Genomic DNA, 13,308 nt, shown 5'->3' with positions numbered 1-13,308 from the left:
ACTTTAAAAAGACGGCGGCTGCCGTCTTTTTTATATTATCTCATATGAAATTCATTCGGATTTGGGCCTTTTCGCTCATTGCGATTAAGATTATTTATCTCATTCATTTCATTAGCTGAAAGCTCGAAATCAAACACATTGAAATTTTCTTCAATGCGGGATGGAGTTACTGATTTAGGAATAACGATTGTGTTATTTTGCAAGTGCCAGCGCAAAACGGTTTGAGCAGCTGTTTTGTCATGTTTCGCTGCGATATTTTTTATCGTCTCATTTTGCAGCACTTCACCGCCTTGATGAAGAGGGCTCCATGCCTCTACAAAAATTTCATGCTTTGAGCAGAAGTCTTTTAACTCGCTTTGAGCCAAGAACGGATGGCATTCAATTTGATTTAATACGGGCTTTACATCACATTCTTTTAATATACGGTCAAGATGTTCTAATTCAAAATTGCACACCCCAATAGCCTTTACGCGTCCGTCGCGATAAAGTTTTTCTAGCGCTTTATATGTATCTGCATATTGATCAAATTCAGGTGCTGGCCAGTGGATTAAGTATAAGTCTACATAATCAAGGCCAAGTCTTTCTAAGCTGTCTTCATATGCCTGCAATGTACGATCAAAGCCTTGATCACTATTCCAAACCTTTGTCGTTATAAATAGCTCTTCTCGGGGGATAGCCGATTCTTTAATAGCTTTCCCTACCCCGTTCTCATTCTTATATATCATGGCAGTATCAATCGATCTATATCCAACCTCTAATGCTTTAGCAACTGATTCAGTTGCTAGTTCATCTTCCACTCTCCATACTCCGAAACCAAGCTGCGGCATCTTTACCCCATTATTTAAAGTAACAAAATTCATCATTCACTGCTCCCATCAAAAAAATATTATTTCCCTTATTAAGATAACAATTGGTCATGTAAATACACTAATATTGTAAATGAAATATGATTCATTTTCCAACATTTGCTTTAGATAGAGCTAATGTCGAAACAAAATGCTGAATGTGGAGAGATGGTCATAATCATTATTGAAAATTTACGAAAATATAATCTACTAATCTACCCATAAAGTGTACAATGTTATAAAAGGGAATTTCAGGCGTTTACAGATGTAAATAATTAAAGGGGGGACTTCAATGGAAAAAATGACGAAACCAGAACGAAGCTGGGCTTTTTATGATTGGGCAAATTCAGCTTATGCGATCGTAGTTGTTACTGCTATTTTTCCATTATATTTTAAATCGGCTGCAACGGAAGCGGGGATCTCTTCATCAGCATCGACAGCATACTGGGGTTATGCGAACTCATTTGCTACTTTAATTGTATCCATATTGGCACCGCTGTTAGGAACAATTGCTGACTTCAGGGGCTTCAAAAAACGGTTTTTCACGTTTTTTGCTTCATTAGGAATTATCTTTACACTGTTGTTAGCTGTTGTTCCAAATGATCAATGGCTGATCCTATTAGGATGTTTTATTTTGACCTCTGTTGGATTTGCGGGGGCAAATATTTTCTATGATGCCTTTTTAGTTGATGTTACGAGTGAGGATAGAATGAACCGCATATCGTCAAATGGCTTTGCGCTAGGTTATATCGGGAGTACAATCCCATTTATTATTTCCATCGCGATTATCATTTTGGCTCAGCAAGGCATTATTCCATTATCCGTAGGAATAGCCAGTCAAATTGCCTTTGTCATTACTGCTTTATGGTGGGGGCTTTTTACCATCCCGCTGCTGAAAAATGTTGAACAAAAATATTATGCAGAGCGTGTGCCTAATCCTGTTTCTACAAGTTTTAAAAAGCTGTTTAAAACGTTGAAAAATATAAAAGCTTATCGTGCCCTGTTTCTTTTCCTATTGGCGTATTTCTTCTATATTGATGGAGTGCATACGATATTAACCATGTCTACTGCCTATGGGAAAGATTTAGGAATTGGTGATTCTACTTTACTAATTGTATTGTTCTTAGTTCAAGTAGTTGCTGCTCCATTTACAGTATTGTTCGGTAAACTAGGCCAAAAATTTAGTGAAAAGAAAATGATTGGTGTCGCTATTTTTGTCTATATTATTATTTGTATTTACGCCTTTTTCTTAAAAACGGCTCTCGATTTTTGGATACTTGCTATGCTGGTAGCTTCAGTACAGGGAGGGATACAGGCGTTAAGCCGTTCTTATTTTGCCAAACTCATACCGAAAGAATCATCTAATGAATTTTTCGGGTTTTATAATATCTTCGGAAGGGTTGCAGCCATTGCAGGACCTACATTAGTTGGAGCCACTGCCCATATAACTGGAAATACAAATAGCGGGGTTCTGAGCTTAGTTATTTTATTCGTTATTGGAGGGGCCCTATTGATCCGTGTTCCAGACCAAGTTAAGTTTGAATCTGAGTAAATCATCTATGAGATTAATATAGAAATGGCTGGGGCTGTCCAAAAAGTCAGGATAAACTGACTTTCTGGAGCCCCTTTTATTGTTCTATCAATTAAAAAGCACACAAAAAAATCGACCTGACTAGTCGGGCAGCTCCGATTTGTAGTATACGATACCGATGTTTACCGAACGGTACAGTGGTGTAAGAGGCAGGGAGGGAGCCTCTCCTTCTATTCGATATTAATAAATATGCAGTATAAATAATAATTGAGTAAATAGTATGAAAATTGAAAAAATAAATTGAAATGCATGATTGAAGATGCTATTCTTAAAGAAAGATAGGCGAATGCCTGTTTAATCAGAAGTTATTTGAGGCGTCTACTTTATTTTATCTTTTTGGGATTGGGAATCAAAAAGTGTCGACAGACGACAAGATTGGAGAGAATAAATGAACACTTTTGAGATTGAAAAACCAGTGAGATATTATGACCAAGTATACAATTCCATTCGTGAAATGATTGTTCAGGGAGTGCTAAAGCCTGGTGATAAAATTTTTGAAGCAAAAATCGCAAGAGAATTAGATATTAGCCGAAGCCCTGTAAGGGAGGCAGTACGTGCATTAGAAAAGGAAGGGCTATTAGTAATAGATGGAAAATCAAGGATTACAGTATACAAGCCTACGATGAAGGATATTGAAGATATATATGAATGCAGGATGGCACTTGAGTCATTAGCTGCAAGATTGACAACAAGACTCGCTTCAGGGCAGGAGATAAAAAAAATTGAAAATACGGTACTTAATGCAAAACGGTATTTAGATGATGCTGCAAAGGAGCAACATAGACTAGCGTTAATCGCGGAAAATACTCAGTTTCACGATCTAATTACAAAATATAGTCAAAATATAAGATTAAAAAAACAGCTTAGAGATTTATACTCTCTGAGTCACTATTACAGAGTTTTAAACTTCCAGGGTGAAAATAGAGAATTGGTGGTCTTCAATGAGCATCTAGAAATTCTTAACTTTATGAAACGTAGAGATGAAGAAAAAGCCGCATTTATGATGAGAAAACATCTCGAAACAGATTTAACTCATTTGAAAGAAATTTTTGAAACGACTACGTACTAAAATTATAGAAGTTCCCACTGGAGTGAGCTTCAATAATTCGCTCTATCATTAAAAAAGTAGCCATGGAAGTTGTATGTTATTAACTGTCGACAGCAGACACTTTAGTATTTTATTGATATGGGAGGATAATCAGTTGAAAACTATTATTCAAAACGGAAAGATTGTTACCGCTACTGATTGTTTTAATGCAGATATTATGATCGATAAAGGAAAAATTACTGCTATTTTGGATCGCCTTTTTCCCGAAAAGGATGACTATGTAATTGATGCGAATGGACAATACATATTTCCAGGGGGTATAGATGTTCATACCCATCTTGCTTGGCGATTTCAAAGTGCTGGAACTGCAGATGATTTTGTAAGCGGTACCAGAGCTGCTGCAGCTGGTGGAATTACAAGCATCATTAACTTTACAAAGCCCAAAAAGGGTCAAACTATTCTAGATAACTTAAAAGAATGGAAGAAGAAGGGAGAACCTTCTTTAATAGATTATGGGTTTCATACAATTATAAGTGAATATAATGACAATGTTCTTGAGGAGCTTCCAATTTTAGCGAATCAAGAAGGTGTTACATCTATTAAATTGTTTATGGCTTATAAAGGTGAGTTAATGGTTAATGACCGAGAAATGTTTAAAATAATGAAAAAAGCTGGGGAAGTAGGAATCATTACGAATGTACATGCGGAGAATGGTGACATCATTGATGAGTTAATTCAGGAGTCAATCTCGAAAGGAGATACCTCACCAATATTCCATGCGCACACACGCCCTGTGATAACAGAGTCAGAAGCAACAGGGAGAGCACTTGCAATCGCAGAAGCAGCGAATGCCTCCATCTATATTGTCCATGTTAGCTGTGCAGATGCATTAGAAAAAGTAGAACATGCAAAAAAGCGTGGAGTACAGGCATATGCAGAAACCTGTCCTCATTATTTAGTTCTAGATCAAAGCAAATTGCAATTACCTAACTTTGAAAGCGGTAAATATGTTTGCTCCCCTCCTCTTCGTGAAAAATGGAATCAGGAATATCTTTGGAAGGGAATATCCTCAGGCCTTATTTCAACTGTTGAATCTGATCATAGCCCTTTTCTATTTGAAGGACAAAAAACACTAGGTAAGGATAATTTTGCAAAAATCCCCAATGGAGTTCCTGGTATTGAAGATACTTTTTCTCTTGTTTACCATTTCGGAGTTCATGAAGGAAGAATTTCTTTACAAAAGTTTGTAGAGATTATGTCTTCAGGTCCTGCAAAATTATTTGGGTTGTATCCAAAAAAGGGAAGTATCGCTGTTGGATTTGACGCAGATATTGTTTTATTTAATCCTAAAGCTTCTAGAATTATTACAAAGGAAAAGCAATACCAAAATGTAGATTACAATCTTTATGAGGGTACAGTCGTTCAAGGAGCCATAACGCGAGTATTTTCCCGGGGCGAGGAAATTGTTCGTGATGGATATGTTATCGGTGAACAAGGGCGAGGACAGTATTTATTTAGGAAGAAAAGTTCTAATTTACGAACAGGGGTTAATATCAGGTAGTACTCGTATCTAGTAATTTCACTAGTTACGTTTTGCTAAGCAAATATTAGAGGAGGTGATTAATGAAATTTACTTAAACGTTTTGAGAATAGCATAACTCTTTAACTTTTAAGTTGAAAAAGGAGGATTTTTATGCCAAAAGGTAGCTCAGGTCTGCAAGTCTCAGAACAATCACTTGGTTTAACAGCAAAACCAACAAATGTGCGTTGGCGTGTGTTTATTATGCTTCTCTTACTCGTCACAATTAACTATGTTGACCGTGCCGTACTATCAATTGCGATGCCGGCGGTCCAAAGTGATTTAGGCTTAGATCCTGCAATAGTCGGTGTCATCCTTAGTTCCTTCTTTTGGGGATATGCTCTAATGCAAGTCCCATCAGGTTGGCTTGCGGACAAATATCGTCCAGATAAGGTAGTTTATGGCGCAGCCATAAGCTGGGGAATCGTTCAAACATTAACAGGCTTTATCATGGGTGCAAAATCATTAATATTCCTAAGGGTTTTGCTAGGAATTACAGAAGCTCCGGTTATGCCGGGGGCCTCAAAGCTACAATCCATATGGCTGAGTTCCAAAGAAAGAGGCCGTGGGGCTACTATTATTGATAGTGGTGCACCGTTAGGAACTGCCGTTGGAGGACCAATTATTATTGCTTTTATGGCATGGTTTGGAGGATGGCGCGGTGCATTAATTGGGGCTGGAATCCTTACTATCATCATAGCTTGGTTAGCATGGAGAGTTATAAAAGGGGGGCCAAATGGTAACCCAAAAGTAAACGAGGCAGAACGTGAATATATTCGGAAGGCTCTCGAGGAAGAGTATGAAGAACATAAACGTAATGCTTCAGGAGTAAAAATTGGTGCTAAAGATTACTTAAAAGCTCGCAATTTCTGGTGTATGTGTCTCGGCTGGTTTTCGTTTAACACAGTTTTTTACGGACTAATGACTTGGGGGCCATCCTATCTTGCAAAAACACAAAATTTAGATATTAAAGCAATTGGGGGATCGATATTAATCATTTTTGGCTCTGGTTTTATCGGGGAAATTATAGGCGGATTAATCACAGATAAGTGGCGCGATAAAGGTGGTAATTTTAACACAGTAATGAGGACAATGCTCTCAATTGCAGGTATCATGACGGCCATCGCAATTTTTCTTTTAAGCCGGTCTACTTCGGTAACGATGGCAATTACTACACTTTCAATTGCATTATTTTTTCTTCGTTGGGGTGGATTGTATTGGAGTATACCTGCTGCAATCTCGCAAAGAGAGCATATTGGTACTGTTGGTGGATGTATGAATTTTGCTGGAAATATTGCGGGTATAGTAACACCAATATATATCGGTATTATTGTTTCAATCACAGATTCTTATTTCTTGGCGTTAATGGTATTTGTTGTCGCAGGTCTCCTTTTAGCAACAGTGTCAAGCCTAATTAATTACAATAAAAAAATCGGGGTTGCTCATTAATTATTTAAGGAGGAATAATCATGATAAAAGAACCAAAAAAAATTGGAATGCTTACTCCCTCTTCAAACACAGTTCTAGAGCCAATTTGCTCAAAGATGTTATATCATGTTCCGGAGGTTACGTGCCATTATGGCCGATTCGAGGTTACGAAAATCTCATTAGAGCAGGATGCATTGAGTCAATTTAATTTTGAACCTATGCTCCAGGCTGCTGAGTTGCTGGCACATGCAGAGGTTGATTTAATAGCTTGGAATGGAACGTCAGGCGGATGGCTTGGTTTCGAAATGGATCATGAACTATGTGAAGCGATTACAAAAAGAACAGGAATTCCGGCAACAACCTCCATGTTATCCCAAGTAAGAGCATTTAAAGAACATAATATTAATACTGTGCACCTTGTAACACCATATATTCCAGAAATAAATAGATTAATTGCAGAACAATACAAAAAGCATTGCAATATTGAAACGATTAATGTTCAAGGACTTTCCCAAACAGTAAATCGTTCCTTTAGCCAAGTAGATCAAGGCAGAATCGAAGAAATGATACAAGCAGTAACTGCTTCCCCTGCTGATGCATTAAGTGTTGTATGCACAAATTTTCCTGCAGTAGATAAAGTTGAATATTATGAAGATAAATTTAATATTCCAATGTACGACACGATTAATGTACTTATGTGGGAATGCTTAAAAATGGTAGATGTAGACCCAAGGACTGTAAAAGGATGGGGAAAAGTATTTTCAAGGGAAAAGGTAAGCAGATAATAAGAAATCTTTTGATGAGCATTCAACCTGTGGGGGGTTGCAATGCTCTCTTCATTTGCTAAGATTGAAAAATTTATCATGATTCTGTACGGTGATTTTCGTCTTCTCTGACGACTCCATACATTTTACAGGATAGAAGATTAGCTATCCCAACCCTTACATGTATGCAATTGTCATTGTACAGAATTCATAATTTAATTATAACACGTATGAAAATTATATAAAGATTTCTGAGGAAATAGCCCTTGTTCTTTAAGTTTAATAAAGGAGGGGAGTCAATGATATCTGTAACCTTTTTCAAAGAAGATCGATTAGCTTTAGGTATAAAAACAGCCAAGGGAATATTAGACGTAGAAGCAGCATCTAATAACTATCCATTCATTAATAATGTGCCAAAAACAGTTACAGAACTTATCTCTCATGGAGAACATGCGCAAAAAGTTCTTTCGAGATTAATAGAAATTTCATTTATGAATGATTCATTATTCCTTATGGAGGATTCGTTAATCTATGGTCCTTGTGTGCCTGAGCCTAATAAAATTATTTGTATTGGATTGAATTATATAAAGCATGCAGCAGAGTGTAATTTACCTATCCCTGAAGCGCCAATTTTGATTAGCAAATTTAATAATACACTAACTGCTCATGGAAAAGACATAACCTTGCCAAGCGTATCTTCTCAGGTAGACTATGAAGCGGAATTAGTAATAGTCATTGGTAAAAAAGCGAAAAAAATTAAAAAGGAAAATGCACTATCTGTAGTATATGGTTATTGTGCAGCGAATGATGTGTCTGCTCGTGATTTGCAATCAAAAAGTTCGCAATGGCTTTTGGGGAAATCTTGTGATGGTTTTTGTCCAATTGGTCCAAATTTGGTAAGTAAAGAAGAAATCGAAAATCCGAATGATTTAAGAATTATGTCTATTGTAAATGGAGTAATTCGTCAGGATTCAAATACTTCAGATATGATTTTTAACTGTGAAGAGATTATTAGTTATGTTTCTGAACATTTAACTTTACAGCCTGGAGATATTATTCTAACTGGAACTCCAGAAGGTGTAATAATGGGGCTCCCTGAAGTGGATAGAGTGTGGTTACAGGATGGGGACAAAGTAACTGTGAAAATTGAAAGATTAGGCATTCTAACAAATTTTTTTAGGTCGGAAGAGGGGTCAGGGACAATCTAGTTTGAATGACAAGTAAACTAATATTAGTTGACTCGAATAAACTTTTTTCATCAGAGGCTGTAATTCTTGAAAAAGATTAAAGCTTTTTTACCAGAAATTCAAGCAGTAGTGTCTTAGTTTAGATATTTTATTTATTATGTGTTGAATCCTTTTGCAGGGTAACAGATTAAGAAAAGTTTGATATCAAAGCACTCACGTGTAAATCAAGTTAGTAAATAAAGCTTAATGTATAGGGGCTGATATTCCAATTTGAGGAATGCAGCCTTTAACTTTGTTCATATTCCACCTGTAAATAACATTTAAGCTACGAATATATTCAAAAATTGTAATTGATATTATTCAAAATAAGTCGTATAGTAGTTTTGGGATGATTGAAGGATTTACCTTTAGTCTTTAGTAACAGGATGACTATTTTATCGTAATGAAAAAGATACTATTGATTTTCTTTGTGAAATGTCACACAAGACAAAAATTTCCTTCAGTTTATTGAAAAAACATTTATATTGTAAAGGGGTAGTGACATGACTGCAACGCTTACACAACCAAAACCTGAACAAGAACTTGTGTCGTATCAGGAAAAACTTGATATTCTTGATCAGCTTTTAAAACCTGAGGTACAGGAATCCTTAACAACATTAGTAGAGCAGCTGCCGAAGCTAACAGAGCTAGTAAATATTTTAACTAAATCATATGACTTCGCTCAATCAGTGGCAACTGACGATGTATTAAAGAATGATACAGTAAGTGCAATCGCTGAAATGGCAGGCCCAGTTAAGGACACTGTTAAAAGTATTGCAGCTACTGCTATTGAAGCAAAAGATCGTGCGGATGAAAGCCATGAAGTGATCGGTTTATTTGGCGTATTAAAAATGCTAAAAGACCCTCAAGCCCAAAAGCTTTTCCGTTTCGTTAATGCTTATCTTCAAATCTCTGGAGAAAAGAATAGCCAACAATAATAAGTTCTTTTAATACAACTAGTAAGGACGGGATGATACATGTCAAAACATATTGTGATCTTAGGGGCGGGATATGGCGGAGTTCTTTCAGCTTTAACTGCTCGCAAATACTTAAATAGTGAAGAAGCCTATGTTACTGTAGTAAATCAATATCCAACACACCAAATTATTACTGAACTGCACCGTCTTGCAGGGGGAACAATTGCAGAAAAGGCTATTTCTATGCCATTAGAAAAGCTTTTCAAAGGCAAGGATATTAACTTAAAAATCGCAAAGGTTGACTCTTTCTCTGCTGATGAAAAGGCTGTAAAGCTTGATGATGGTTCCACATTAAAATATGACGTACTTGTTGTTGCTCTAGGAAGCAAAACTGGTTACTTCGGTATTCCTGGATTAGAGGAAAACAGCATGGTATTAAAATCTGTCGAAGATGCTAATAACATTTACAATCATATTGTTGGAAAAATTGAAGAATACAGCAAAACTAGAAATGAAGCGGATGCAACGATTGTAATTGGCGGCGGCGGCTTAACTGGGGTTGAGCTAGTTGGTGAAATCGTTGACAATATGCCAAAAGTTGCAAAAAAATATGGCGTAGATCCAAAAGAATTGAAAATCAAGCTTGTAGAAGCTGGTCCAAAAATTCTTCCGGTTTTACCTGATCACTTAATCGAACGCGCTACTGCAAGTCTTGAAGCTCGCGGTGTAGAATTCTTGACAGGTCTTCCTGTAACGAATGTTAATGGAAATGAAATCGACCTTAAAGACGGTTCAAAAATTACAGCCAATACATTTGTATGGACTGGCGGCATCCAAGCACTTCCGATTGTTGAACAGTCAGGGCTTGCATGTGATCGCGGACGTGCAACTGTTAATGAATATCTTCAATCTTCTTCTCATCCTGATGTATTTGTTGTTGGTGACAGCGCAGTTGCCTTCCCAGCAGAAGGCGGCCGTCCATATGCGCCAACCGCACAAAATGCATGGCAAATGGGGGAACTTGTTGGTTATAATTTATTCGCACTTCTTAAAGACAAGACATTTGATTCATTTGCTCCAGTAAATTCAGGCACCCTTGCAAGCCTTGGCCGTAAAGATGCTGTAGCCACAATTGGTGCAAACGAAACATCCCTTAAAGGACTTCCTGCTTCTCTCATGAAGGAAGCAAGTAATGTTCGCTACTATTCACATATTAAAGCTTTGTACGCATTAGCATACTAAGGCAAATTAAAAAAATGAAGCTGCCAAAACCATCACGGTTAGCAGCTTCATTTTATTTTTCTATAAATTTTCTCCCTTTTCCTCAAATAGCTTAATAATATTCACAATTGTATTGACCGCTTTTTCCATATTATCAACGGAAATATACTCAAATTTCCCGTGATAGTTTTCCCCGCCAGTAAAAATATTAGGTGTTGGCAATCCCATATAGGAAAGCTGTGAGCCATCGGTGCCGCCGCGGATTGGTTTTACAATTGGGGCAATGTCCAGCATTTCCATTGCTTCGTGTGCAATATCAACGATTCCTTTAACAGGTTCGATTTTTTCCTTCATATTATAATACTGGTCCTTCATTTCAAGAAGGATTTTGTCTTGTCCATATTTTTGCTTTAACTCCTGAACGATGGCTTCCATTTTTGCTTTTCTTGCATTGAATTTATCCTTATCAAAATCACGTATAATATAGCTTAGCTTCGTTTCTTCCACATCTCCATTAAATGAAAGAAGATGGTAGAAACCTTCATACCCTTCAGTAAATTCAGGCGCCTCGTTAACCGGAAGCTTCGAGTTGAATTGCATTGCTATTTTTGTTGAGTTCACCATTTTCCCTTTAGCCGTGCCAGGGTGAATATTATTTCCTTTAATCGTCACTTTTGCAGCTGCAGCATTGAAGCTTTCATACTCGAGTTCCCCAAGAGGCCCTCCGTCTACTGTATAAGCATATTTTGCATTGAAGGCTGCCACATCAAACTTATGAGGGCCTCTGCCAATTTCCTCATCAGGGGTAAAAGCTACTCTGATTTTGCCGTGCTTTATTTCTGGATGTTGAATGAAGTATTCCATTGCCGTCATAATTTCAGCAATTCCCGCCTTATTATCAGCACCAAGAAGAGTAGTTCCATCTGTTGTAATTAAAGTATGACCTTTATATTGGTTTAAGCTTGGGAAATCCTTAGGTGAGAGAACAATTTGTAAATCTTTATTTAAGATAATATCGTTCCCGTCATAACTCTCGTGAATTTGCGGTTTGACATTTGCTCCGGTAAAATCAGTTGCTGTATCCAGATGAGCTAAAAATCCAATTGTAGGCACTGACTTATCTGTATTGGCGGGCAAAGTCGCCATTACATATCCATTCTCATCAATCGATACTTCTTCCATTCCGATTGACTTTAATTCTTCGACTAATAAATTCGCCAAGGTTAGCTGACCTTGTGTGGAAGGGCATGTTTCATTCGCTTCATTCGATTGTGTATCAATTTTCACATATGTAGTAAATCTTTTAATGATATCACTTTTCAATCTCAACAACTCCTTTGTATCGTACTATTACCATTTTATCACTCCAATCTATAAAAGTATAAGATAGACAGCTTTATATTGAAATTTGACCAAATCTAAAAATAATTAGTGTATAATGATTGAATATTTCAATTTATACTAAAAAAGGAGATTTACATAATGAAGAAAGATCCTACTCAGTTAATTGAACAAAATCGCGAAGAAATACTCCAAACTTATCAAGAACTTCATCAGCTTGCAGAGCCAAGCTGGAAAGAGGAAAAAACTTCTGCTTATATTCGTGAAAAACTTGAATATGCGGGATTCAAAGTTAAAACGTTTGAAGACCATTTTGGACTAGTCACAGAAATTGTAGGGGAGTCAGAGGATGTTATTGCGCTTCGAGCAGACATGGATGCACTAATCCAGGAAGTAGATGGCGAGGTTCGCGCTAATCATTCTTGCGGTCATGATGGACACAGTACGATGGTGCTATACGCCGCTCTTGCTTTAGCGGAATCAGGGCAATCCTTTAAACATACGATTCGGTTTATATTTCAGCCTGCAGAGGAGAAGGCTGAGGGTGCATTGAAAATGATTGAAGCCGGTGCATTAAAAAAAGTTAAATTCCTTGGCGGGATTCATGTTCGCCCAGCTATAGAAATTCCTTTTCAAAAGGCTGCTCCTGTCATTCTTCACGGGTCTACTGCCAGTATACATGGAGTGATTCATGGTGTGCCTGCCCATGCAGCAAGACCAGAGGAAGGAAATAATCCAATTGAAGCAGCTGCCTTCTTAATTCATGCCATTCGCCAGATCAATTTGAAGGATGCGCATAAATACTCTATTAAAATAACGGAATTACATGGCGGAGAGGCTTCGAATTTAATTCCGGAAAAAGTTCAATTTACATTCGACTTAAGAGCAGAGACGAATGAAACGATGGACAAGTTAATTAAGAAAGCAGAGAGCACGATTCAAAAAATTGCTGAACTAACTGAAACAGAGATTGAATTTACTCTTGGTGAATATTCGCCTGCAGCCGTACGCAATTTTAAAGCGATGGATTTAGGGGAAAAAGCCATCACATCGATCCTTGGTGAAGAAAACTTTGTTCAAGAATGTCCTTCCCCTGGAGCGGAGGATTTTCACTTCTACACATTGAAAAAACTGGATATTTCAGCTACGATGATTGGTTTAGGCTGCGACTTAAAGCCAGGACTTCACCATCCTAAGATGTCTTTTAACAAAGAAGCACTCATTTATGGTGCTAAGATTTTAACGAATCTTTTATTAGAGGCAGATAAAGAACAATGGTAATCATATTAGACCTTCTCGAACTAGATTCAGAAGGTCTTTATTTGTTATCAGATTATTACATTAAACA

Annotated in this window: 11 protein-coding genes; 9 read left to right on the top strand and 2 right to left on the bottom strand. The window is 37.2% G+C overall.

The annotated features are described in order from the left end of the window. Positions 1–35: 35 nt before the first annotated feature. Positions 36–860 (bottom strand): aldo/keto reductase, encoded by an 825-nt coding sequence (locus tag AR328_RS03700; RefSeq protein ID WP_066289952.1) that lies wholly within the window; start codon positions 858–860, stop codon positions 36–38. Between the two features lie 277 nt (positions 861–1,137). Here AR328_RS03700 and AR328_RS03695 point away from each other — a divergent pair, with 277 nt between their 5' ends. The 8 genes from AR328_RS03695 to AR328_RS03660 all read left to right on the top strand — a co-directional run bounded on the left by AR328_RS03695 (position 1,138) and on the right by AR328_RS03660 (position 10,640). Continuing rightward, complete coding sequence (locus AR328_RS03695; protein ID WP_066289949.1) at positions 1,138–2,397, top strand: MFS transporter; 1,260 nt, start codon at positions 1,138–1,140, stop codon at positions 2,395–2,397. A gap of 427 nt (positions 2,398–2,824) precedes the next feature. Continuing rightward, positions 2,825–3,505 carry a GntR family transcriptional regulator gene (locus AR328_RS03690; RefSeq protein ID WP_066289946.1) on the top strand — a complete coding sequence of 227 codons (681 nt, stop codon included), beginning with the start codon at positions 2,825–2,827 and terminating at the stop codon, positions 3,503–3,505. Between the two features lie 133 nt (positions 3,506–3,638). Next, positions 3,639–5,045: a dihydropyrimidinase gene (hydA, locus tag AR328_RS03685; RefSeq protein ID WP_066289941.1), complete on the top strand. Its 1,407-nt coding sequence runs from the start codon at positions 3,639–3,641 to the stop codon at positions 5,043–5,045. A 132-nt stretch (positions 5,046–5,177) separates the two neighbouring features. Next, positions 5,178–6,512, top strand: a complete 1,335-nt coding sequence (locus tag AR328_RS03680) for an MFS transporter (protein WP_066289935.1) — start codon at positions 5,178–5,180, stop codon at positions 6,510–6,512. A gap of 20 nt (positions 6,513–6,532) precedes the next feature. Continuing rightward, entirely contained in the window at positions 6,533–7,276 is a 744-nt protein-coding gene (locus AR328_RS03675) for a maleate cis-trans isomerase family protein (protein WP_066289932.1), read from the top strand. Positions 7,277–7,554: 278 nt separating this feature from the next. Beyond that, positions 7,555–8,463 carry a fumarylacetoacetate hydrolase family protein gene (locus tag AR328_RS03670; RefSeq protein ID WP_066289929.1) on the top strand — a complete coding sequence of 303 codons (909 nt, stop codon included), beginning with the start codon at positions 7,555–7,557 and terminating at the stop codon, positions 8,461–8,463. 521 nt (positions 8,464–8,984) lie between these two features. After that, on the top strand, positions 8,985–9,419 hold the full coding sequence (locus tag AR328_RS03665; RefSeq protein WP_066289927.1) for a DUF1641 domain-containing protein: 435 nt from the start codon (positions 8,985–8,987) through the stop codon (positions 9,417–9,419). 39 nt (positions 9,420–9,458) lie between these two features. Further along, complete coding sequence (locus AR328_RS03660; protein WP_066289924.1) at positions 9,459–10,640, top strand: NAD(P)/FAD-dependent oxidoreductase; 1,182 nt, start codon at positions 9,459–9,461, stop codon at positions 10,638–10,640. A gap of 60 nt (positions 10,641–10,700) precedes the next feature. On the opposite strand, the gene pepT is transcribed toward AR328_RS03660, so the two are convergent. Then, a complete protein-coding gene (gene pepT, locus AR328_RS03655) occupies positions 10,701–11,942 on the bottom strand; it encodes a peptidase T (RefSeq protein ID WP_066289921.1) in 1,242 nt (413 codons plus the stop codon). Positions 11,943–12,101: 159 nt separating this feature from the next. Here pepT and AR328_RS03650 point away from each other — a divergent pair, with 159 nt between their 5' ends. Further along, positions 12,102–13,241 (top strand): amidohydrolase, encoded by a 1,140-nt coding sequence (locus tag AR328_RS03650; RefSeq protein WP_066289918.1) that lies wholly within the window; start codon positions 12,102–12,104, stop codon positions 13,239–13,241. Positions 13,242–13,308 lie beyond the last annotated feature (67 nt).

This window comes from Bacillus sp. FJAT-29937 (assembly GCF_001509555.1).
Lineage (GTDB): Bacteria > Bacillota > Bacilli > Bacillales > Cytobacillaceae > Cytobacillus.
This window is presented reverse-complemented; position numbering and strand designations above follow the sequence as displayed.